This is a genomic window from Pseudomonas rhizozeae, assembly GCF_031583775.1.
Taxonomy (GTDB): Bacteria; Pseudomonadota; Gammaproteobacteria; order Pseudomonadales; family Pseudomonadaceae; genus Aquipseudomonas.
Genome location: NZ_JAVLSB010000046.1, coordinates 1 through 23,752, shown reverse-complemented (window position 1 = coordinate 23,752; position 23,752 = coordinate 1). Strand labels below are relative to the sequence as shown.

Genomic DNA, 23,752 nt, shown 5'->3' with positions numbered 1-23,752 from the left:
GGACGGTCAGTGAGGGCACCGTTTATGGGCGTTCCTACAGCCTCGGACTTCTATGGTTAAATACCTGACCGACCATTCCCAAAATGGTCTGGCAGGCTTGACAATGCCCAGGCTGAAACGTATGTTTCAAACAAGTGTTTGTCAGGCGGAATAACCATGGCCCAGTCGGAAACCGTTGAGCGCATCCTCGATGCTGCCGAGCAGTTATTTGCGGAAAAAGGTTTCGCGGAAACCTCGTTGCGCTTGATCACCAGTAAGGCCGGTGTAAATCTGGCAGCGGTGAATTATCACTTCGGTTCGAAAAAAGCCCTCATCCAGGCCGTGTTTTCACGTTTCCTCGGGCCTTTCTGCATTAGCCTCGATAAAGAGCTCGAGCGGCGTCAGGCCAAGCCTGAAAACAAGCCATCGCTCGAAGACCTGCTGGAAATCCTCGTCGAACAAGCCTTGGTCGTGCAGCCTCGCAGCGGCAATGATCTGTCGATCTTCATGCGGCTGCTGGGCCTGGCGTTCAGCCAGAGTCAGGGCCACCTGCGCCGTTACCTGGAAGACATGTACGGTAAGGTTTTCCGCCGCTACATGCTGCTGGTGAACGAAGCCGCCCCACGTATCCCGCCTATCGAATTGTTCTGGCGTGTGCACTTCATGCTCGGTGCCGCCGCCTTCAGCATGTCCGGTATCAAAGCCTTGCGCGCGATCGCCGAGACTGACTTCGGCGTCAACACCTCGATCGAGCAGGTGATGCGCCTGATGGTGCCATTCCTCGCCGCCGGCATGCGCGCCGAAACCGGTGTCACCGACGACGCCATGGCCAGCGCGCAATTGCGCCCACGCAGCAAATCCTCGCCAGCGGTGGCCAAGGCCTGACCACGCACGGGTGGGCGCGGCAGCTGACATCCGCTAAGCTAGCCGCCCATGCCGACTCTCGTTGTAAACCCGCATCCGCAGACCGTTCCCGCCTTGGGTGGTGAGCCGGTCTGTGCGGGTTTTTTCGTATTCAAGGAATTGCTATGACTGCTGGCCTGCAAGGCTCGTTGATGGTGGACGTCGCCGGTACCTGGCTGACGGCCGAAGATCGCCAATTGTTGCGCCAGCCCGAGGTGGGTGGCCTGATCATTTTTGCGCGCAACATCGAACACCCGCGTCAGGTACGTGAGCTCAGCGCAGCGATCCGCGCGGTTCGTCCTGATTTGCTCCTGGCCGTCGACCAGGAAGGCGGGCGGGTACAGCGGCTGCGTCAAGGATTCGTGCGTTTGCCGGCCATGCGCGCTATCGCCGATAACCCGAATGCCGAGTACTTGGCCGAGCAGTGTGGCTGGATCATGGCCACCGAGGTATTGGCGGTAGGTCTGGACCTGAGTTTCGCCCCGGTGCTCGACCTCGATTACCAGCGCAGCGCCGTGGTGGGTACCCGTTCGTTCGAGGGTGATCCGCAGCGTGCCGCGCTGTTGGCCGGAGCCTTTATCCGGGGCATGAACAGCGCCGGCATGGCCGCCACCGGTAAACATTTCCCGGGCCATGGCTGGGCGGAGGCAGACTCCCACGTTGCCATTCCGAATGACGAACGCAGCCTCGACGACATCCGCGCCAACGACCTGATCCCGTTCGCGCGCTTAAGCAAACAGTTAGCCGCTGTGATGCCGGCCCACGTTATTTATCCACAGGTCGATCCGCAGCCTGCCGGTTTCTCCCGGCGTTGGCTGCAGGACATCCTGCGCGGTGAGTTGCAGTTCGACGGCGTCATTTTCAGTGACGATTTGTCTATGGCGGGTGCGCACGTGGTCGGCGATGCTGCCAGCCGCATCGAAGCGGCGCTCAGCGCGGGTTGCGACATGGGCCTGGTATGCAACGACCGGGCAGCCGCTGAACTGGCACTGACGGCCGCTCAGCGCATGAGGGTCACGCCGTCAATGCGCATTGCGCGCATGCGCGGCCAATCCTATGTCCGCACCGATTACCGTCAGGAGCCACGCTGGCTCACGGCAATCAACGCGCTCAAAGATGCTCAATTGATTGATTAAGGACGGCTGGCTATGACGGTTTACGCAATTATCGGTGGCACTGGCCTGACGCAGCTCGACGGCTTGAGCATTCGCCAATCCCTGGCGGTGGACACACCCTACGGCGCGCCCTCGGGTGAAGTGCAGATCGGCGAATACGCAGGCAAGGAAGTCCTATTCCTGGCTCGTCACGGCCACCCGCACCGTTTTCCACCGCACCAGGTCAACTACCGCGCCAACCTGTGGGCGCTGAAACAGGCGGGAGCCGAAGCGATCCTGGCGGTGAATGCCGTCGGCGGGATTCACCCCGACATGGGCACCGGTCATTTCTGCGTACCCCATCAGTTGATCGATTACACCAGCGGCCGTCAGCACACGTTTTTCGCCGATGACCTGGAGCAAGTCACCCACATCGACTTCAGCTACCCCTACAGCGAAACCCTGCGTCAGCAATTGATTGCCGCATTGGCGGGCGAGGGCGTGGCCTACAGCGATTTCGGCGTCTATGCCTGCACCCAGGGGCCACGTCTGGAAACGGTCGCTGAAATCATCCGTCTGGAACGTGACGGCTGCGACATCGTCGGCATGACTGGCATGCCAGAAGCGGCGCTGGCTCGTGAGCTTGAGCTGGAATACGCCTGCCTCGCGCTGGTGGTCAACCCGGCGGCCGGCAAGTCCACAGCGGTCATTACCATGGCCGAGATCGAGCAGGCGCTGCACGACGGCATGGGCCAAGTGAAGTCGACCTTGGCGCGAGTGTTGAAGGGCTGAAAACCAGGTCATGGCGCATATCATCGAACAGCTGCATAAGTACGACTGGGAAGATAACTTCAGTCGGCCGGCCCTGGAGAAGGCTCGTCGTTATGCCGAAGAGAACCGCGTAGCGTTCGGTGATCTGGAGCCCACGACCATCAACTCGACCTGTAGAGGTTCCCAGGGCTTCATCTACGAGCAGTTCATCGAGATGGTGGAGGTCGTCCCGGGTCATGTGGAGTTCTTCAACACCTGCTCCTGCCCGATGACCGTTGATTGCAAGCATTGCGCAGCCGTACTTTATACCCTGCAAAATTTGCCTCTTGATTCCTTTGTGGACCTGGCATCCGGCCCCGAGCCGCTGAACCGGGAGCTGGAGCGCTGGATCAGCGACTTGGCCAGGCCGGCTGATGAGGGTGAAGTGCCCGCCCAAGGGAACAGCACCCGGATGTTCTACAAACTCCAGTCCACGTCGGTCCCCGGCAAATGGATGTTGGAGATTTTCAGAGCGCGCCAGCTCAAGGACGGCCGGCTGCAAGACATCAAGGCACTTAATTCGCTCTCGGACACGCTGATCCGCCAGCCCGGTTACTTGACGGAACCGGACCTGCGCATCGCCCGTTTGTTGGTATCGATTCATTCCCATTACTCGGTCTATGGCGGCTATCCGCTGCAAGGCAGCAGCGGCGCGGAGGTCCTTGAGCTGGCGCTGAAAACCAAGCGATTGGTGCTCGATCTGGAGCATCCGCTGCCGTTGACCAACGGGTCAGGGCGCGCGGCGGAGTTCGTCTGGAACGAATTGGACGACGGCACTTACCGCCCGCAATGGCGCGTCGACGGTGAGCCGGTTGACGATTTTCTCGCCCTTGAACCTCTTTTTTACGTTGATCCAACGCGCCGGGAAGTCGGGCGGTTGCTGAGCGGCCTGGATGAGAGACTCGCCTGTCATCTGTCGCTGGCCCCCGATATCCCGGCGAACCAGGCGCTGCAGTTCAGCCACCGGATGAACGCCGTGACCCGCGCTGCGCCGGCACCGCAGGCCGTGGTCGAGCGGGTCATCGAGGATGTTGAACCGCAGGCGTTGCTGACGCTGGCCAGCCATAACCAGTACTCGCGGTGGAAATACCAGCTCGTGCACCGCGCGGCGCTGACATTTACATACAACGGCCAGGCCGCTTCAGGCAGTTCCAGTGAAGTGCTGGTGCTGGAGGGCACCGAAACCCAGCGCATCCAGCGTAAACCCGCAGCGGAAAAAGCCCTGCGCCAAGCGTTGCAGAAGCACGGTTTCAAAAAGGAAAGCCGCAAGAGCGACGCATTGCCGAACATTGTCGGCGAATTGCTGGAGCTGCCGGACGATGCTGCCTGGCTGGCGTTCATGCACGCGGGACTACCGGCATTACGCGCAGCCAATTGGCGAGTCGACATCAGGCCTGGCTTCCATTTCAACCTGATGCCCGTGGAGCAGTGGTACGTCGACGTCGACGAGGCGCCGGGCCATGAATGGTTCGATTTGGCCTTGGGCATCGTCGTCGATGGCGAGCGCTACAGCCTGCTGCCGATTCTGCTGCATCTGCTGCGCACGCAACCGCAGTTAATGAACCCTGCTGCCCTGGCGCTACGCGATGACGACGAACAACTGTTGATCGATCTTGACGCCGGGCATTCTTCCAAGAAGAAAAGCGGCCGTAAGGCAATGCTGGCTTTCGGCCGGATCAAACCCTTGATGGCGACCCTGGGTGAGTTGTACCTCGGCGCGCACCAAGGCGATGCCTTGCGGTTAAGTGCCCCGGACGCCGCACGGCTCAGTGACCTGGAAGACTTGCCCCTGGTGTGGCAAGGCGGGGACCGCTTGCGCAGCTTCGCCAAGCGCTTGCGCGAGTCCACGCACACCGAAATCCAGGCCCCCGCAGGGCTCAATGCGATGTTGCGGCCTTATCAGCTCGAAGGCCTGAACTGGATGCAGACCCTGCGCGAGCTGGAGGTCGGCGGCATTCTTGGTGACGACATGGGACTGGGCAAGACCCTGCAAGCCCTGGCGCACCTGCTCACGGAAAAGCAAGCCGGGCGCCTCGATCGTCCGGCGCTGGCGGTGATGCCCACCAGCCTGATTCCCAACTGGCTCGACGAAGCCGCGCGCTTCGCCCCGCAGCTCAAAGTTCTGGCGTTGCACGGCGCGGCGCGGCAGAAAGACTTCGCCGAACTGGCCAATTACGATCTGGTGCTGACCACTTACGCACTGCTGTCGCGGGATCTGCCCGTGCTGCAGGCGCAACCCTGGAGCGTGCTGATTCTCGACGAAGCGCAAAACATCAAGAACCCGGTGAGTAAAGCGGCGCAGGCCGCGCGCGAACTCGACGCCCGTCAGCGTCTATGCCTGAGTGGCACGCCGCTGGAAAATCACTTGGGCGAGCTGTGGTCGCTGTTTCACTTTTTGCTGCCGGGCTGGCTCGGCGACGCCAAGAGCTTCAACCGCGACTACCGCACGCCGATCGAAAAACATGGCAACAGCGAGCGGATGCGGCACCTGACGGCTCGCATAAAACCCTTCTTGCTAAGGCGCAAAAAAGAGCAGGTGGCGACCGAGCTACCGGCGAAAACCGAGATCATCCATTGGGTCGAACTCAATGATGCCCAGCGCGACGTGTATGAAACCGTGCGCGTGGCGATGGACAAGAAGGTCCGCGACGAAATCACCCGCAATGGCGTGGGTCGCAGCCAGATCATCATCCTCGACGCACTGCTGAAATTGCGTCAGGTCTGTTGCGACTTGCGTCTGGTGAACATGACCCTGACGGCCAAGGCTCTGCGTGCTGGCAGCGGCAAACTCGCGAGCCTGATGGACATGCTGGAAGAGTTGCTCAGCGAGGGGCGCAAGATTCTGCTGTTCTCGCAATTCACCTCGATGCTGGCGTTGATCGAGCAAGAGTTACAGCAGCGCGAAATCGGATATTCATTGTTGACCGGCGACACCACCGACCGACGCACACCGGTCAGGCAGTTCCAGGACGGTAAAGTACCGCTGTTTCTGATCAGCCTGAAGGCGGGCGGGACCGGGCTCAATCTCACCGCCGCGGACACGGTGATCCATTTCGATCCATGGTGGAACCCGGCGGTGGAAAACCAGGCGACCGACCGCGCCTATCGGATTGGCCAGGACAAACCGGTGTTCGTCTACAAGATGATCGCCAAAGGCACGGTAGAGGAAAAAATTCAGACGCTGCAGCAGGAAAAAGCCGCACTGGCAGGTGCCGTTCTGGAAGGCGGAACCACCGGTGGCTGGAAGCTTGAACAGGGCGATATCGAGGCGTTGTTCGCGCCGTTGCCTGTTTCCCAATAACACAGCGTCGACTTTTCGCGAGCGGGCTCGCTCCCACAGGGGGGAACTTGACCGAAGTGGGGGCCAGCCTCGCTCGCGAACGTTGCCCGTTAAATGCTGATCACCTCAGCGTTTTTCCAGCTTATCCGGCAGCGGCGCGAACAGCGCTTCGATGTCGTCACTCTGCAGTTTCCAGTCACCGGTGGTGCGGCCGTCCAGTACGCCCGCCGCCAGGTCGGACTTTTCTTTTTGCAGGTGCTGAATCTTCTCTTCGACGGTGCCGCGAGCAATGAGCTTGTAGACGAACACCGGTTTTTCCTGGCCGATGCGGTAAGCGCGGTCGGTGGCCTGGTTCTCCGTCGCTGGGTTCCACCAGGGGTCGTAGTGAATCACCGTATCGGCTTCGGTGAGGTTCAAGCCCACACCACCAGCCTTCAGGCTGATCAGAAAAATCTGACGCTTGCCGCTCTGGAAGTCCTTCACCGGTGCGCGGCGATCGCGGGTCTGGCCGGTGAGGATGGCGTACTCGACGCCGCGCTTTTTCAGTTCGTCTTCAATCAGCGCCAGCATCGAGGTGAACTGCGAAAACAACAAGATCCGCCGATCTTCCTCAAACAGTTCTTCGAGCATTTCCATCAGGCTGTCGAGCTTACCCGAGGTGCTGCCCCGGGCCGGCAGCGCGGCTTCGTTGACCAGGCGCAAGTCGCAGCAGACCTGACGCAACTTAAGCAGTGCCTCAAGAATGATGATCTGGCTGCGTGCCACGCCTTTGCGGGTGATTTCGTCGCGAACCTTCTTATCCATGGCCAGGCGCATGGTTTCATAGACGTCACGCTGGGCTTCGTTGAGCTCGACCCAATGGATGATCTCGGTTTTCGGCGGCAACTCGGTGGCCACTTGTTCCTTGGTACGACGCAACAGGAAAGGTTTGATCCGACCGTTGAGGTGCTGAAGTCTGACGTCGCTGGCGTGCTTTTCAATCGGCACGCGGTAATCGCGGTTGAAGCTCTTCACATCGCCGAGCCAGCCCGGCAGCAGGAAGTGGAACAGCGACCACAACTCACCCAAGTGGTTTTCCAGCGGCGTGCCACTCAGGCACAAGCGCTGGCGCGCATTCAGTTCGCGGGCGGCTTGGGCGGCTTTGCTGGTGGGGTTCTTGATGTACTGCGCTTCATCCAGCACCAATACGTGCAAGGGCTGCGCGGCCAGGCGTTCGACGTCTTTGGGAAGCAGTGCGTACGTGGTCAGGATCAGGTCGTAATCGGCCAGGTGCTCGAAGTGTTTCTTGCGCGTGGCGCCGTACAACGCCAGGACCTTCAACTGCGGGGCGAAGTGCGCCGCCTCGTCGAGCCAGTTGGGGATCAGGCTGGTGGGCATCACCACCATGGCCGGGCGATCAAGGCGCCCAGCGATTTTTTCGCTAAGAATATGCGCCAGGGTTTGTAGGGTTTTGCCCAGGCCCATGTCGTCCGCGAGTATGCCGCCGACTTCCAGTTGTCGCAGCGACTGCATCCAGCTGAGGCCTTCCAGTTGATAAGGTCGCAACGTCGCGTTCAAACCTTCCGGGGCGGCGGCGCTGTAATCCTTGATGTCGCGCAGCCGCTGGGCAAAGGTGCGGATTTGCTCGCCACCTTCCCACAACAGCGGCATGCCTTCGAGCGGATTCAGGCGAATCGCATCGGCCTTGCTCAGGCGCAGGCTGGTCTCGCCGGACTCCTGCAAGTAGAACTCGCCGAGGGTGGCCAGTACCGGTTTCAAGCGCCCGAGAGGCAGGGCGACCTGCAGCGGCCCGTGCTCGGAGTTCGGGCGGTGCGGGATGTTGACCAGAATCAATTCATCGTCGCGGCGCCGGGCCAGGCGTTCCGGGTTGAGGATTTCCGCGTGGGAACGCATCAGGTTGAGCAGGATCGGCAGCAGGCTCAGGCGTTCGCCGTTGACGATGATCCCCAATTCCAGATCGAACCAGTCGCGCTCCGGGGCCTGTTCGACGGTGGCGTACCAGTCATCGACGGCGGTCAGATCGAAGCCAAAGTCGTCGTCGATCTGCAGCTCCCAGCCTTGAGTGCGCAGCTTGGGTAACTCGTTAAGGGTGAAGGTCAGCCAGGCGCTGTCATTGACCATCTCGTAGAGTTCGCCGGCACTTTCCGGCAGCGCCTTGCTTTGCCGCGTGGCGATCTTGAAACCAAGGATGCGCAGTTGCTCCCGGTAGGTCTGTTCGACCTCTGGGTGGCGTTTTATCCGTAAGGTTTGGGTTTCCTGGCGGATCAGCACGTCGGCATTTTTCTGCCCAGCGACGTATTCGTCCAGGTAGCTGAAGGACAGTGCCGCGCGATGCTGGATATAGCGCTGCATCTTGCCGTTGCGCGGTTCGAAGGCGCTGAACTCGATGCTCGCCAGCCACAGGCGCGGCACCGGTTGCACGTTCTCCACCAGCACTTGCGGCGGTGCCTTGGGGTTGCGGTTCTCCAATACAGCCTGGAGTTTTTCCAGCAGTTGCGCGTCTTTGGCGGCGGCCGGGTAATCTAGGGTGTCCTGCACTTGCAGCAGTACCGCCGCGCAGTGTTTGCAGTTGAGGCGGACCGGACAGGTGCAGTTGGCGTCCACCAGCAACAGGGTGCCTTTGGCTGACTCGCGCAGGTGAATCGTCTGACGGTAAACGTTGCCGCCGGAGCCTTCGCAACTGGCGGTCAGCGTGCTGTCGCCAGCCTCGACAATCCGCACCCGGTTCTCCTGGGCATAGCGCCGGCCTCGCTCCAGGCTCTGTTCCTTGAATCGGCTGACCCAGGAAGGTCCGAGGGGTTTGCTCAGGGGCGAGGACATAGAGGCGTCAATCAGTCCGGAATTTCATCGGGTACTGGCCGAGGCGCAGGAGCGGTCAGGGAGGTGATCTTGATCAACAGGCCGAGGTGGCCGTTGTCGAGAAAATTCAACTGGCCGTTCTTGGTATGGCTGTCCTGTTTCAGGCGTTCGCTGGCGGTGACCAGGCCGTTGGCGTCGATTTGATTGACCCAGAAATCGGCGCCGACATCGGTGAAGCGCCCGAGCTTCATTTCCAGCGTGCCCTCGATCGGGAACTGGCCGAACTGTTCGACGCCATCGCTGATCGCCACTTTGGTTGGCGTTTCGCCGAGAGTCTGCTGCCAGGCCTTGTGCAACAACACTGTGTATTGACTGCTGGCGGTGAGCTTGTCCACTTCGCTCTTGAGGCTCGGCGTGCGCTGCGCATCCGGGCCGACGCGCTGGGCGCCCGCTGCCCAGTCTTCCGGCGCCGCGCGGCTGACGATGGCCGGCACGGCATTCTGGCGCACCAGAATCATTTCAACCTGGTACAGGTCATCGGCAAACGCCGTGGGTGCGATCAGCGTGATCAGCAAGGTCAGCGAGCGAAACAGGCGCATGCGGCGTCCTTCAAGCAGTTTTCGGGAGGAGGTGCTCAAACAGCGCCTCGACAATATTAAAGCGCTCTTCCGGGCGCTCCATCGGCACCATGAATTTGAACATCGTGGCGCCTTCGAATTTGTAGCGTTTAGGCTGGCTCTGGATCAGCTTGATCAGCACCAGAGGGTCAACCGGGGTCTGCGCCTCGAACTCGATCCGGCCACCCTGCGGCCCGCCGTCGACCTTTTTGATCCCCAGTTGCTCGGCCTGCAGTTTGAGCAAGGTCATGCGCACCAGGTTCTTGGTCGGTTCCGGCAACAGGCCGAAGCGGTCGATCATCTCCACTTGCAGGTCTTTCAAGCCTTCCTCATCGGTGGCCGAGGCGATGCGTTTGTAGAGGATCAGCCGCGCATGCACGTCCGGCAAATAGTCTTCGGGAATCAGCGCCGGCAGGCGCAGGTTGATTTCCGGACCACCGCCCAGCGGTTGATCGAGGTTCGGTTGCTCGCCCTTGCGGATCGACTTCACCGCGCGTTCGAGCATTTCCATGTACAGGGTGAAACCCACGGCCTGGATCTGCCCGCTCTGGCCGTCGCCGAGCAATTCACCGGCACCACGGATTTCCAGGTCGTTGGTGGCGAGGACGAAACCGGCACCCAGGTCCTGCGTATTGGCGATCGCCTCCAGGCGCTTTTCGGCGTCGCTGGTGATCTGCTGGCGCGGCGGCGTCAGCAGGTAAGCGTAGGCCTGGTGGTGACTGCGCCCGACCCGGCCACGCAACTGGTGCAGTTGCGCCAGGCCGAACTTGTCGGCGCGCTCGATGATGATGGTGTTGGCGCTTGGCACGTCGATGCCGGTCTCGATGATGGTCGAGGCGATCAGCACGTTAAAGCGCTTGTGGTAGAAATCGCTCATCACCTGTTCGAGTTCGCGCTCGCGCATCTGACCGTGGCCGATGCCGATCCGCGCTTCCGGCACCAGTTCGGCAAGGTCGGCGGCGCATTTCTCGATGGTCTTGACGTCGTTGTGCAGGTAATACACCTGGCCGCCACGCAGCAATTCGCGCAGCAGGGCCTCTTTGACCGTGCTCTTGTTTTGCTCCATGACGAAGGTGCGCACCGACAAACGTCGCGCCGGCGGCGTGGCGATGATCGACAGATCGCGCATGCCTGACACCGCCATGTTCAGCGTGCGCGGGATCGGCGTCGCGGTCAGGGTGAGGATGTCGACTTCGCTACGCAGAGCTTTGAGCTGCTCTTTCTGGCGCACACCGAAACGGTGTTCCTCGTCGATGATCACCAGCCCGAGGTTTTTGATTTTCACGTCATCCTGCAGCAACTTGTGCGTGCCGATCACGATGTCGATCTTGCCCTCGGCCAGCTCGGCGACCGCCGCGTTGACTTCCTTGGCCGACTTGAAGCGACTCATCACCTCTACAGTCACCGGCCAATCGGCAAAGCGGTCGCGGAAGCTGTTGTAATGCTGTTGGGCGAGCAGGGTGGTGGGCACCAGGATCGCCACCTGGCGACCGCCGTGCACCGCGATGAAAGCCGCGCGCATCGCCACTTCGGTCTTGCCGAAACCCACATCGCCGCACACCAGTCGATCCATTGGCTTGGGCGCGAGCATGTCGGCGCGCACGGCATCAATGGTGGTCTGCTGGTCCAAGGTTTCCTCGAACGGGAAACCGGCGCTGAAGGTTGCGTAATCGGCTTTCGGATCGGCGAAGGCGTAGCCCTCGCGGGCGGCGCGGCGGGCATAAATGTCGAGCAATTCAGCGGCAACATCGCGAACCTGCTCGGCGGCCTTGCGCTTGGCTTTCTGCCAGGTCTCGGAACCCAGGCGATGCAGGGGCGCGAGGGCGTCGTCGCTGCCGGTGTACCGGGCGATCAAATGCAGGTTGGCCACCGGCACATACAACTTGGCACCTTCGGCGTACTGCAAGGTGAGGAATTCGGCGGCCTGGTTGTCGATCTCGAGGATCGTCAGGCCCAGATACCGGCCGACGCCGTGGTCGATGTGCACCACCGGCGCGCCTTCGCGCAGTTCGGTGAGGTTCTTGATCACCGCGTCGTTGTTGCCATCGGCGCGCTTTTCGCGGCGCCGGCGCTGCATCACGCGCTGACCGAACAGCGGGCTCTCGGCCACCAGCGCCAGGGCCGGATCGTCCAGCACCAGGCCTTCATCGAGCGGCGCGATGGTGATCGCCAGGCGATCCTTGCTGGCGACAAAGTCCGGCCAGCTGTCGACGGTTTTCGGCCGCAGCTTCAGGCGCTCCAGCAGTTCCAGCAGCACCTCGCGACGGCCCGCGGATTCAGCTGTGAACAGCACGCGGCCGGGGAATTGCTCGAGGAAGCCGGCGAGCGCCGACAAAGGTTGGGTGGCCTTGGCTTCGATCGCCAGGTCGGGCAGTGCCCGCGCCGGGAAGCGTTCGCGGCCGACGCCGGTTTCCACGTCTTGCTGGCTGGCGACTACCCGCGGCCAAGCCTTGAGGCGGGCGAAGCAATCTTCCACCGGCAGGAACAGCTCGGCTGGCGGTAATAAAGGACGGGAGGGATCGACGCGGCGTTCTTCGTAACGATTGCGCACGTCGTTCCAGAAGTTTTCCGCAGCCTGCTCGATGCCCGGCAGCGAGAACACTTGGGTGTCCTGGGGCAAGTAATCGAACAGCGTCGAGGTCTCATCGAAGAACAACGGCAGGTAGTACTCAATGCCGGCGGGAGTGATGCCGCTGCTCAAGTCTTGGAAGATCGGGCAGCGCCGGAAATCGACGTCGAAGCGTTCGCGGAAACGCGCCTTGAAGCGCGTGACCGCATCTTTCTGCAACGGGAATTCCCGCGCCGGCAGCAGGCGCACGGTCTCGACCTTGTCGATCGAGCGCTGGTTTTCCGGATCGAAGGTGCGCAGGGTTTCGATTTCATCGTCGAACAGGTCGATGCGAAACGGCAGTTTGCTGCCCATCGGGAACAGATCGATCAGCGAGCCGCGCACAGTGAATTCACCGTGCTCGTACACCGTGTCGACGTAACGATAACCGCTGGCTTCCAGGCGCGTGCGCATTTGCTCGACGTCGAGCTTCTGGCCGATGTCCAGCACCAGGCTGCTGCCGAGCAGGAACTTGGTTGGCGCCAGACGATGCAGGGCCGTGGTGATCGGCACCACCAGCACGCCATGTTCCAGTTCCGGCAGCCTATAGAGGCTGGCGATGCGCTGGGAGATGATGTCCTGGTGCGGCGAAAACAGGTCGTAGGGCAGGGTTTCCCAGTCCGGGAAATGCAGCACGGGCAAATCCGGGGCGAAGAAACTTAGCTCCTGCTCCAGGCGTTCGGCACTTTGGCTGTCGGCGGTCAGCAGCAGGGTAAAGCGCTTGGCAGCGCTGGCAGCCTCGGCAATGGCCAGGCTCAGGGCGGCACCGGGCAGGTTGCCCCAGTGCTGTTTACCTGCCGCGGCAGGGAGAAGCGGTAGACGCAGAACGGGCACGGAAGGTTGAGCTCCAAGCGTTGCGACGAAAGTCGACAATTGTAACGGCCCCGGGTGCTGCCTGTCAGTGGCTGATGTGTCTATTACGCGGGTTACGCAAAATGTAGTGGCTTTACCAAAAAATGCCGCTTTTTTGCCAATTATGTAGTGCCGAAACCGCTGGGTGTTACGGAGGGTTACAGACAAGGCAGCGTTATCTTCAAAAATTTGACGGCGCTGAAAGCCGCGTATTTACTGGGCTCGGGCGAGGTGTGATTTTTTTGAACAGAAAATTGTTACCGCTCGCACGACAGGCGCGCATTGCTACGCGAGGCACTCGGCGGCATAATGTAGCCCCTTTTTTCAGCCCCTACATGTGGAAGGTTCCCGTGACTCAGAAGCCCGACCAGTGTCTTGGTGAATGGATCGACCGTGAAGCACTCGCAGAAGCGATGATTCCGCTTATCGGTCAGCTCTACCGCAATAACAACGTGGTGAGCTCGATCTATGGCCGCAGCCTGATCAACCAGTCTGTCATCGCGATTCTCAAAGCTCACCGCTTTGCTCGCCATCGTTCTTCGGACGATAGCGAACTCTCCGTCCACGAAACATTCCCCCTGCTCAAAGCCATGAGCGAGCTCAAGCTCGGCGCGGCCTCGGTAGACCTGGGCAAGTTGGCGTTCAAATTCCGTACCGAAGCCAACGGCCGCAGCGCCGAGCAGTTCGTGCGTGAAGAAATGGCTGACGTGGTTGGCCAGCAAAACGCTTCGGCCCGCAAAGGCACTGACGTCGTCCTGTACGGCTTCGGTCGCATCGGCCGTCTGCTGGCGCGCATCCTGATCGAGAAAACCGGTGGCGGCGACGGCCTGCGTTTGCGTGCCATCGTGGTGCGCAAAGGCGCCGAAAACGACCTGACCAAACGCGCCAGCCTGCTGCGTCGTGATTCGGTTCATGGTTCGTTCAACGGCACCATCACCATCGACGAAGAAAACAACACCATCACCGCCAACGGCAACCTCATCCAGGTGATCTACGCGAAGAACCCGACTGAAGTGGATTACACCCAGTACGGCATCAAAGACGCGCTGCTGGTGGATAACACCGGTGTGTGGCGTGACGCCGACGGCCTCGGCCAGCACCTGGCATGCCCGGGTGTCGACCGCGTCGTGCTGACCGCGCCTGGCAAGGGCAAGCTGAAGAACATCGTTCACGGCATCAACCACACTGAAATCACCGCAGACGACAAGATTGTCTCGGCTGCTTCCTGCACCACCAACGCCATTGTGCCGGTGCTCAAAGCGGTCAATGACAAGTTCGGCATCGTCAACGGTCACGTCGAAACCGTTCACTCGTACACCAACGACCAGAACCTGATCGACAACTTCCACAAGGGCGATCGCCGTGGTCGTAGCGCCGCGCTGAACATGGTCATCACCGAGACCGGTGCTGCCACCGCTGCTGCCAAGGCCCTGCCTGAGCTGGCTGGCAAGCTCACCGGTAACGCGATCCGCGTTCCGACGCCGAACGTGTCGATGGCTATTCTCAACCTCAACCTTGAGAAAGCTGCCACCCGTGAAGAGATGAACGAGTACCTGCGCTACATGGCGCTGCACTCCGATTTGCATAAGCAAATCGACTTCGTCAACTCGCAGGAAGTGGTGTCCACCGACTTCGTCGGCTCGCGCCACGCCGGTGTAGTCGATGCTGAAGCGACCATCTGCCAGGATAACCGCGTTGTACTGTACGTCTGGTACGACAACGAATTCGGTTACAGCTGCCAGGTCGTTCGCGTTATGGAAGACATGGCCGGGGTCAACCCGCCTGCGTTCCCGCGCTAAGTATTAGCCGCACAAGAAAACGCCCCGACTTAGGTCGGGGCGTTTTTGTTTGTATGAATCGCCAACCGGATAAAACTGCTTCTTTTTGGTTCAATCCCGGCGTGTGCTCGCGAGGGATCAGGCGCCGCCAGCCACCGCCGCTTCTGCCGTGCGCAACTCATGCTTGTTGCCACGGAACAACACCAACGTCGCAATCAAACCCAGCACCGCTGCACCGCTGAGCCAGATCCCTGGCGCCGCTTTGTTGTCCAGCACATGGATCAAGTAGGTGCAGGCTGCCGGGGTGAATCCACCAAAGGTTGCAGTGGCCAGGCTATAGGCCAGGGAGAAACCGGTGGTGCGCACTTCAATCGGCATGATCTCGGTCAGGGCCACGACCATGGCGCCGTTGTACGAGCCATAAAGGAACGACAGCCACAACTCGACGATCAGCAAATGGCTGAAGCTTGGGTTGACCACCAGCCACGACAACGCCGGATACGCCGTCAGGATCGCCAGAATCGTCGCCGCCAGCAGGAGGGGTTTGCGACCGATCTTGTCGGACACCGCGCCCATCACCGGCAGCCAGAAAAAGTTCGACAGGCCGATGCACACGGTCACCAGCAAGGCATCAAGGTCCGACAGGTGCAGTTCGGCTTTACCGAAGGTCGGTGTGTAGGCGGTGATCAGGTAGAAAGACACCGTGGTCATCACCACCAGCGCCATGCCGGCGAGGACGATGCCAAAGTTCTGACCGATCGAGCGGACCACTTCCTGCAGGGTAGGGCGATGTTTTCTGGCCTGAAATTCCGGGGTTTCTTCCAGCGAGCGGCGAATCATGAAGATTGCCGGGACGATCATGCACCCCACCAGGAACGGCACGCGCCAGCCCCAGTCGCCCATTTGCTCTGGGCTCAGCCAATGGTTGAGGCCGACACCGAGTAAACCGGCGAACACCACGGCCGCTTGTTGGCTGGCGGATTGCCAACTGACGAAAAAGCCCTTGCGGCCCGGTGTGGAAATTTCCGCCAGGTACACCGAGACGCCGCCCAGTTCCACGCCGGCAGAGAAGCCTTGCAGCAATCGTCCAAGTAATACCAGCAGTGGCGCCGCAACGCCGAGGGTGGCGTAGCCTGGTACACAGGCAATCAACACCGTGCCGGCGGCCATCATCACTAAGGTAATGATCAAGCCCTGGCGACGGCCGTGGCGGTCGATATAGGCGCCCAGGAAAATGGCCCCCAGCGGACGCATCAGGAAACCGGCACCGAAGGTCGCCAGCGACAACATCAGCGAGGCAAACGCGCTATCGGTTGGAAAGAAGGTCTTGGCAATGGCCGTGGCGTAGAAGCCGTAGACCATAAAATCGAACATCTCAAGAAAATTGCCGCTGACAACCCGGAAAATCGCTTGGCCTTTGCCCGTACTCGAGGACATTTGAACCTACTCACTGTGTCTGCTTTATTGGAAATCCCTGATCTAGACGCGTCCTCGCTGTCGCTTGAAGAGAAGGCAGCCTCTGCGAACAGTTTTGTAACCTTATGTGTAACAAGATCGATAGGCAACAACTAGTTAGCAAGCTGCTTAAACGGTAAAGCCATAAAGACAGTGGATTTGAGGCTGTGCAGGAATTAACGCTGAAGGCTGACGCATAATGGCGGCTTTCGAAAACCGCTGGGTGTTGCACATGAGTCGATGCTGGGTCGTGATGGTCATGCTGCTGGCCGCGCTGTCCGGCTGCGGTACCGGCGAGTCTATGGAAAGCTTCAGCGGACCCACCATGGGCAGCACCTATACGATCAAATACCTGCGCCATTCCGGTCTGCCGGCAGCGCGAGAGGTTCAGGTCGAGGTCGAGCAGATCCTCGCCGAAGTGGACCGGCAAATGTCCACCTACCGAAGCGACTCGGACATCGAACGCTTCAACGCGCTACCGGCCAACCGTTGTCAGGTCATGCCAGCGCCGGTGCTCGAATTGATCCGCGTCGGCGAACAACTCTCACAACAAAGCGGCGGCTCCTACGACCTGACCGTCGAACCGCTGATGAATCTCTGGGGCTTTGGCCCACAAAGCCGCGAGGAGAAAGTCCCGAGCGCGGAAGCCTTGGCCACCGCTCGCCAGCGCGTCGGTCATCAACACCTGCGCATCGACGGCGAGCAGTTGTGCAAAGACGCGGCGGTAGAAGTCGACTTCAACAGCATCGCCGCTGGCTACACCGTCGACCGTATCGCCGCGCGGCTGGAAGCTCTGGGTATCCACGACTACTTGGCGCAAGCCACCGGCGAACTCAAGGCGTCCGGACACAAGCTCGACGGTTCACCGTGGAAAATCGCCCTTGAAGTGCCTCGGGATGATCAGCAAACGGCACAGCGCATCCTGGCTCTGGACGGTCAAGGCGTGTCGACGTCCGGCGACTATCGGAATTATTTCCTGCAGGACGGCCGACGCTTTTCCCACACCTTTGATGCCCGTACTGGGGAACCGGTCCTGCACACGCTGGCGTCGGTAACGGTCATTAATCCTTCAACCCTGATGGCCGATGGACTATCGACGCTGTTGCTGATTCTCGGCCCTGAACGGGCGTGGGACTATGCCCAAACCCATGACATTGCTGCATTCTTTGTGCTGCGTGCCGATACAGGTTTTGTCACCCGCGGCAGTCCGGCATTTGAGCGGCTGAGCGCCGGGGAAGGCAAATGAAAATGGCCGGATCGGGCATGTTCCGCTGGCGCTGTAGTGCAGGCAAAACTAGCCTACGACGCGACCAAGGGTTAATGTGCCCGGCGTTGACGCTTCTATAGACTGTGTCCGGGTTCTGCATTGACCCCAAATTGTTCCTTCGCGCCGCACGGGTCGGCGCGATTTAGCCGCAGGTGCCGATGGCATCGCGGCCTGTTCTGAGGAGTACGCATGGCTGTCTACAACTACGACGTGGTGGTGCTGGGTTCCGGCCCAGCGGGAGAAGGCGCGGCAATGAACGCCGCCAAAGCGGGGCGCAAAGTGGCCATGGTCGACAGCCGTCGCCAGGTCGGCGGTAACTGCACCCATTTGGGCACCATCCCGTCCAAGGCCTTGCGTCACTCAGTCCGGCAGATCATGCAGTTCAACACCAACCCAATGTTCCGGGCCATCGGTGAGCCGCGCTGGTTCTCCTTCCCGGACGTGTTGAAAAGCGCCGAAAAGGTCATTTCCAAGCAAGTCGCCTCGCGTACCGGCTACTACGCGCGTAACCGCGTCGACGTGTTCTTCGGTACCGGCAGCTTCGCCGACGAGCAAACCATCGAAGTGGTCTGCGCCAACGGCGTGGTCGAAAAACTGGTGGCCAAGCACATTATCATCGCCACCGGCTCGCGCCCGTATCGCCCGGCGGACATCGATTTTGGCCATGCGCGTATTTACGATAGCGACACCATCCTCAGCCTCGGCCACACCCCGCGTAAACTGATTGTCTACGGCGCCGGTGTGATCGGTTGCGAATACGCGTCGATCTTCAGCGGCCTCGGCGTGCTGATTGAACTGGTGGATAACCGCGGGCAGTTGCTCAGCTTCCTCGACTCGGAAATCTCCCAGGCGTTGAGCTACCACTTCAGCAACAACAACATCACGGTTCGCCACAACGAAGAGTACGAACGCGTCGAAGGCTGCGACAACGGCGTGATCCTGCACCTCAAGTCCGGCAAGAAGATCAAGGCCGACGCCTTGCTCTGGTGCAATGGCCGGACCGGTAACACTGACCAGTTGGGTCTGGAAAACATCGGCGTGAAGGTCAACAGCCGTGGCCAGATCGAAGTTGACGAGAACTACCGCACCGGTGTGCAAAACATTTACGGTGCCGGTGATGTGATTGGTTGGCCGAGCCTTGCCAGTGCTGCTCACGACCAGGGTCGTTCCGCCGCCGGCAGCATCGTCGACAATGGCAGCTGGCGGTTCGTCAATGACGTGCCGACCGGGATCTACACCATTCCGGAGATCAGCTCGATCGGCAAGAACGAGCAGGAGTTGACCCAGGCAAAAGTGCCGTACGAAGTGGGCAAGGCGTTCTTCAAAAGCATGGCGCGGGCGCAGATTGCCGGCGAACCGCAAGGCATGCTGAAGATCCTGTTCCACCGTGAAACCCTGGAAGTGCTGGGCGTCCACTGCTTCGGTTATCAAGCGTCGGAGATCGTGCACATCGGCCAGGCCATCATGAGCCAGCCGGGCGAGTTGAACACGTTGAAGTACTTCGTCAACACCACGTTCAACTACCCGACCATGGCCGAAGCCTATCGTGTTGCCGCGTACGACGGCCTCAATCGGCTTTTTTGAGTGGCTCCGGCCGGTGGCCTGAGCCGGCCGGGGATACCGATTTCAGCAATTCTCAAGGGTGGCAGTGGCCAAACCGGGAAAGTCTGTAATCAGGCTGTCAACGCCGAAGTCGGCGAGTCTGCGCATCAGCGCGGGCTCGTTGACTGTCCATACCGACACATGCAACCCCTGACGTTGTGCCTTCTGCAGGCGTTCCGGCGTACACAGGGTCCAGTTCAGCGCCAGAATCTCACAACCGTAGCTTTGCGCGACTTTCAACGGGTCGAGCCAGGCGTATTCGGCCACCAGCCCGCGTGACACGTCTGGCACCAGATCCAGCGCCGCTTTCAGCACTTCGCGGGAGCTGGAGGTGATGGTCACCTTGTCCAGCAAGCCAAAGCGCTGAGCCATTTCACGGATCGCCAACACGGTGGTGGCGGCGCGGGTGCGTGAAGCGCTTTTGACTTCCAGTTGCCAGTGCTCGAAATCGCACTGCTCGAACAGCGTTTCCAGGGTCGGGATCGGGCAGGGCTTGATCCAGCCTGGACCACCCTTGCGTGCGTCGTAGGTCGCCAGATCCGCCGCCATGTGCTCATTGACTTTGCCGCGGCGGTCAGTGGTGCGCTTGAGCGTCGGGTCATGGATGACCATCAACTCGCCGTCCTTGGACAGGTGCAGGTCCAGCTCGCAACGGCGCACGCCGTGCTTGAGGCATTCCTGGAAACTGGTCAGGGTATTTTCCGGTGCTTCGCCTTTGGCGCCGCGGTGGCCGTAGATAAGGGTCACGGTTCTTCCTTAATTAAATGCCTGATTCATTCTGCTCGCGGGCCAGCCGCCGCTCCTGCGCCTGCTTCTGCAGGATGTAGCGGGCCAGCAACTGGCGCTGGGCATCGGTCGGGTGTTCGAACTCGGTGCCAACGTCGTAACCACCGCCCTTGCGGTCACAATGGGTGACTCGGGCGCGCAACAACAGGCCGAGGGCCTGAGGCATCAACACCAGTTTGACCGACAGGCGTGCGCCGGGGTTGATCGGGGTAGGATGCTGGAAGTCCACGCCCCCCTCGGAGATGATCACCGGCTGCGGTTCGCCAATCTGCCCAAGCACCGTCAGGGCCACCACCTGGCTGAGCAGGTCGATGCGTTTGTTCTGGGCTTTGAGGAATGCCGCGGTATTGCGATCGCGCTCGCTGATCTGGCGCAGCAAGTGTTGCGACTCGAATTCGCTCAGGTGCAGTTCGCTGAGCAGATTGAACAGCGGGGAAGTATCCTGCAACACTTCCTGGCCTGCGGCTTCGAGAGCGGACAGGGGCCGAATTTCCAGTGCGATCGAATCCTCGATACGGTAGTATTCGCGGCGATCTTCTTCATCTAATGTCGACATGGCGAACCCATGGTAGCGGCGGTGGTCTGAGTGTAAAGCTGGTTATCGACCCCCGCCACAAGGACGTTCCTTTTCCCTCCGAACAAGCCCCGACATGTTCAGACCTCTCTTCGTATTTATCGGCACGCGTTACACCCGTGCAAAGCGTCGCAATCATTTCGTTTCATTCATTTCCCTGACTTCAATGATCGGGCTCGCCCTTGGCGTGGTCGTGATGATTGTGGTGCTGTCGGTGATGAACGGCTTCGACCATGAGATGCGCACCCGCGTGCTGGGCATGGTGCCCCACGCGACCATCGAGTCCGGTGAAGCCATCAGCGATTGGCCGGCGCTGGCCGCCAAGGTCAAGCAGAACCCGCAGGTGGTCGCCGTCGCGCCCTTTACCCAGATGCAGGGTTTGCTGACCAACAACGGCAAGGTCTCCAAGGTGCTGCTCAATGCCATCGACCCGGCGCAGGAGCGCCAGGTGTCGATCATTGATAATTTCATGCAGCAGGGCAAACTCGACGACCTCGCGCCCGGCGAGTTCGGCATTGTCATCGGTGACAAGGCTGCGACCAAGCTCGGCGCGGCCCTCGGCGACAAGCTGACCTTCGTCGCCCCGGAAGTCACCGTGACCCCGGCCGGCATGTTCCCGCGCATGAAGCGTTTTACCGTAGTCGGCATCTTCCATGTCGGCGCCGGTGAGCTGGACGGCTACCTGGGGATCACCAATCTGCAGGATCTGGCCCGGCTGCACCGCTGGAAGCCGGATCAGGTCCAGGGCCTGCGCCTGAAGTTCGACGACTTGTTCCAGGCACCGCGCACGGCGTGGAGCATTGCCCAGCAACTCGGCGAAAACCATTACTTCGCCCGCGACTGGACTCGCACCCACGGCAACCTTTACCAAGCGATCCGCATGGAAAAAGCCATGATCGGCTTGCTGTTGTTGCTGATTGTCGCCGTGGCCGCGTTCAACATCATCTCGACGCTGGTGATGGTGGTTAACGACAAGAAAGGCGATATCGCGATCCTGCGTACCCTCGGCGCCACGCCCGGGACGATCATGGCGATCTTCATGGTGCAAGGCACGGTGATCGGCGTGGTCGGGACCTTGATCGGCGCGGTGGTCGGGATCTTCGCCGCGCTCAACGTCAGTGCCGCGATCTCAGCGCTTGAAGGCCTGATCGGGCATAAATTCCTCAACGCCGATGTGTATTTCATCGATTACCTGCCTTCGCAAGTACAAAGCCAGGACGTGGTGCTGGTGTGCGCGGCGGCGTTGGTCTTGAGTTTCCTCGCCACCCTGTATCCCGCCTGGCGTGCCGCGCGCACCCAGCCGGCGGAGGCGCTTCGTTATGAGTGAGTCGGGCATGAGTGATAAAGCAATCTTGAGCTGCCGCAACCTGGGCAAATCCTATGAGGAAGGTCCGGAGTCGGTGGTGGTGTTGTCGGGCCTGCAACTGGAGTTGCATCCGGGTGAGCGCGTGGCCATCGTCGGGACCTCGGGTTCCGGCAAAAGTACCTTGCTCAACCTGCTTGGCGGCCTCGATACGCCGACCCAGGGCAGTGTCTGGCTGGCCGGTGAAGAACTGTCGGCGCTGAACGAAAAAAACCGCGGTCTGTTGCGCAATCGCTCGTTGGGCTTTGTTTATCAGTTCCACCATTTGTTGCCGGAGTTCACCGCGCTGGAAAACGTCTGCATGCCGCTGCTGATCGGCAAGACTTCGATCCCGGAAGCCCGTCAGCGCGCCACCGCGTTGCTCGAGCGGGTAGGGCTGGGCCATCGCCTGGAGCACAAGCCGTCGGAGTTGTCCGGTGGCGAGCGCCAGCGAGTGGCAATTGCCCGCGCACTGGTCAACAAGCCGGGGCTGGTAATGCTCGATGAGCCCACCGGCAACCTGGACTCCCACACCGCGCAAGGCATTCAGGATTTGATGCTGGAACTCAGCACCTCGATGCGCACGGCGTTTCTGGTGGTGACCCACGACATGAACCTGGCCCGCCAGATGGACCGCGTGTTGCACCTTCAAGAAGGTTGCTTAACGCCCATTTGATGGGCTGAACCCGGCATTTGAAAGCGTCGGGTCTTTTATTTTTTTACGGTGCCCCAGCCAATGTTCAGACCGTTATCGATCTTTATCGGCATGCGCTACACCCGCGCCAAGCGCCGCAATCGCTTTGTTTCGTTTATCTCGATGACCTCGATGATCGGCCTCGCCCTCGGCGTGCTGGCAATGATTGTGGTGTTGTCGGTGATGAACGGCTTCCAGCGCGAGATGAGTTCGCGAATTCTCGGCATGGTGCCCCACGCAACCATCGTGGGCGTCAACCCGATCAGCGACTGGCAACCGGTGGCCGCCGCCGCGCTGAAGAACCCGGAAGTCACCGCTGCCGTGCCGTTCACCGAGATGGAAGGCATGCTCTCCTACAAGGGTTCGATGCAGCCGATCCAGATCAGCGGCGTTGACCCGGCGCAGGAAGGCAAGGTGTCGATTGTCGCCCAGCACATCGTTCAGGGCCGTCTCGATGCCTTGAAGCCTGGCGAGTTCGGTGTGGTAGTGGGGGAAATCACCGCCCGCCGTTTCCGTCTGAACGTCGGCGACAAAATCACCCTGATCGTGCCAGAAGTCAGCACCGCACCCGGCGGCATCACCCCGCGCATGCAGCGTCTGAACGTAGTCGGCGTGTTCAAGGTCGGCGCCGAACTGGACGGCTCCATGGCATTGATCCACGTCGCCGACGCCGCGCAGATGCAGCACTGGGAACCGAACCAGGTGCAGAGCGTTCGTCTGGCGGTCAAAGACCTGTACGCCGCGCCGCACGTCTCCGGCGCAATCGCCACTGGCCTTGGCGCCGAGTACAAGGCGGACGACTGGACCCACACCCAAGGCAGCCTGTTCAGTGCGATGAAGATGGAGAAGACCATGATCGGCCTGTTGCTGCTGATGATCGTCGCCGTCGCCGCGTTCAACATCATCGCCACCCTGATCATGGTGGTGAATGACAAGGGCGCCGACATCGCGATCTTGCGCACCATTGGCGCCACGCCACGGCAAATCATGGCGATTTTCATGGTTCAGGGCACGGTGATCGGCATTGTCGGTACGCTGATTGGCGGTGTGCTGGGCGTGATCGCCGCGCTTAACGTCAGCGCGCTGGTGGGCTGGCTGGAGCGGGTCAGCGGTCAGCACATCTTCAGTTCTGACGTGTACTTCGTCAGCAATTTGCCGTCGGAATTGCAGGGCGGCGATGTGCTGCTGATCTGCTCGGCGGGCTTTATCCTCAGCTTCCTGGCCACGGTCTATCCGGCGTGGCGCGCGGCGAAAATCGAGCCGGCCACGGCGTTGAGATATTCGTAAGCTCTGAGGCCGCTTTCGCGAGCAG

General features: G+C 60.6%; 16 protein-coding genes. 10 read left to right on the top strand and 6 right to left on the bottom strand.

Features of this window, described 5'->3' with window-relative positions; all coding sequences use genetic code 11:
* Window positions 1-156 precede the first annotated feature (156 nt).
* The 4 genes from RG836_RS15315 to RG836_RS15300 all read left to right on the top strand — a co-directional run bounded on the left by RG836_RS15315 (window position 157) and on the right by RG836_RS15300 (window position 6,087).
* Window positions 157-864 carry a TetR/AcrR family transcriptional regulator gene (locus RG836_RS15315; protein WP_310846961.1) on the top strand — a complete coding sequence of 236 codons (708 nt, stop codon included), beginning with the start codon at window positions 157-159 and terminating at the stop codon, window positions 862-864.
* A 155-nt stretch (window positions 865-1,019) separates the two neighbouring features.
* The gene (gene nagZ, locus RG836_RS15310; RefSeq protein WP_310847028.1) at window positions 1,020-2,018 is read left to right on the top strand and encodes a beta-N-acetylhexosaminidase; all 999 of its coding nucleotides are present in this window, start codon (window positions 1,020-1,022) and stop codon (window positions 2,016-2,018) included.
* Between the two features lie 12 nt (window positions 2,019-2,030).
* The gene (locus tag RG836_RS15305) at window positions 2,031-2,768 is read left to right on the top strand and encodes an S-methyl-5'-thioinosine phosphorylase (protein ID WP_310846958.1); all 738 of its coding nucleotides are present in this window, start codon (window positions 2,031-2,033) and stop codon (window positions 2,766-2,768) included.
* Window positions 2,769-2,778: 10 nt separating this feature from the next.
* Window positions 2,779-6,087: a DEAD/DEAH box helicase gene (locus RG836_RS15300; protein WP_310846956.1), complete on the top strand. Its 3,309-nt coding sequence runs from the start codon at window positions 2,779-2,781 to the stop codon at window positions 6,085-6,087.
* 105 nt (window positions 6,088-6,192) lie between these two features.
* Here the strand turns inward: RG836_RS15300 and RG836_RS15295 are convergent, their stop codons facing one another.
* Genes RG836_RS15295 through mfd form a run of 3 tightly spaced genes read right to left on the bottom strand, consistent with a single transcriptional unit; the run spans window position 6,193 to window position 12,924 of the window.
* Complete coding sequence (locus RG836_RS15295) at window positions 6,193-8,886, bottom strand: DEAD/DEAH box helicase (protein ID WP_310846954.1); 2,694 nt, start codon at window positions 8,884-8,886, stop codon at window positions 6,193-6,195.
* Between the two features lie 11 nt (window positions 8,887-8,897).
* Window positions 8,898-9,464 (bottom strand): CsiV family protein, encoded by a 567-nt coding sequence (locus RG836_RS15290; protein WP_310846953.1) that lies wholly within the window; start codon window positions 9,462-9,464, stop codon window positions 8,898-8,900.
* A gap of 10 nt (window positions 9,465-9,474) precedes the next feature.
* Window positions 9,475-12,924 (bottom strand): transcription-repair coupling factor, encoded by a 3,450-nt coding sequence (mfd, locus tag RG836_RS15285; RefSeq protein ID WP_310846952.1) that lies wholly within the window; start codon window positions 12,922-12,924, stop codon window positions 9,475-9,477.
* A 353-nt stretch (window positions 12,925-13,277) separates the two neighbouring features.
* On the opposite strand from mfd, the gene RG836_RS15280 reads away from it, so the two are divergent.
* Entirely contained in the window at window positions 13,278-14,741 is a 1,464-nt protein-coding gene (locus tag RG836_RS15280) for a glyceraldehyde-3-phosphate dehydrogenase (protein WP_310846950.1), read from the top strand.
* Window positions 14,742-14,858: 117 nt separating this feature from the next.
* Here the strand turns inward: RG836_RS15280 and tcuC are convergent, their stop codons facing one another.
* Window positions 14,859-16,157 carry an MFS transporter gene (gene tcuC / locus RG836_RS15275; RefSeq protein ID WP_310846948.1) on the bottom strand — a complete coding sequence of 433 codons (1,299 nt, stop codon included), beginning with the start codon at window positions 16,155-16,157 and terminating at the stop codon, window positions 14,859-14,861.
* Between the two features lie 277 nt (window positions 16,158-16,434).
* Between tcuC and RG836_RS15270 the strand changes: the two genes are divergently transcribed.
* Both RG836_RS15270 and sthA read left to right on the top strand, forming a co-directional pair.
* Entirely contained in the window at window positions 16,435-17,421 is a 987-nt protein-coding gene (locus RG836_RS15270) for an FAD:protein FMN transferase (protein WP_310847026.1), read from the top strand.
* A gap of 210 nt (window positions 17,422-17,631) precedes the next feature.
* The gene (gene sthA / locus RG836_RS15265) at window positions 17,632-19,026 is read left to right on the top strand and encodes a Si-specific NAD(P)(+) transhydrogenase (protein ID WP_310846945.1); all 1,395 of its coding nucleotides are present in this window, start codon (window positions 17,632-17,634) and stop codon (window positions 19,024-19,026) included.
* Between the two features lie 42 nt (window positions 19,027-19,068).
* Here sthA and RG836_RS15260 read toward each other — a convergent pair whose 3' ends face one another.
* Both RG836_RS15260 and RG836_RS15255 read right to left on the bottom strand, forming a co-directional pair.
* Complete coding sequence (locus tag RG836_RS15260; protein ID WP_310846943.1) at window positions 19,069-19,791, bottom strand: glycerophosphodiester phosphodiesterase; 723 nt, start codon at window positions 19,789-19,791, stop codon at window positions 19,069-19,071.
* A gap of 13 nt (window positions 19,792-19,804) precedes the next feature.
* Window positions 19,805-20,386, bottom strand: coding sequence for a PilZ domain-containing protein (locus RG836_RS15255; RefSeq protein ID WP_310846940.1), 582 nt, complete (start codon window positions 20,384-20,386; stop codon window positions 19,805-19,807).
* Window positions 20,387-20,480: 94 nt separating this feature from the next.
* On the opposite strand from RG836_RS15255, the gene RG836_RS15250 reads away from it, so the two are divergent.
* The 3 genes from RG836_RS15250 to RG836_RS15240 are packed head-to-tail and all read left to right on the top strand — an operon-like array spanning window position 20,481 to window position 23,727.
* The gene (locus tag RG836_RS15250) at window positions 20,481-21,731 is read left to right on the top strand and encodes a lipoprotein-releasing ABC transporter permease subunit (protein ID WP_310846938.1); all 1,251 of its coding nucleotides are present in this window, start codon (window positions 20,481-20,483) and stop codon (window positions 21,729-21,731) included.
* Window positions 21,732-21,738: 7 nt separating this feature from the next.
* Complete coding sequence (gene lolD / locus RG836_RS15245; protein WP_310846936.1) at window positions 21,739-22,422, top strand: lipoprotein-releasing ABC transporter ATP-binding protein LolD; 684 nt, start codon at window positions 21,739-21,741, stop codon at window positions 22,420-22,422.
* Window positions 22,423-22,482: 60 nt separating this feature from the next.
* Entirely contained in the window at window positions 22,483-23,727 is a 1,245-nt protein-coding gene (locus tag RG836_RS15240) for a lipoprotein-releasing ABC transporter permease subunit (RefSeq protein ID WP_310846934.1), read from the top strand.
* Window positions 23,728-23,752: the final 25 nt, after the last annotated feature.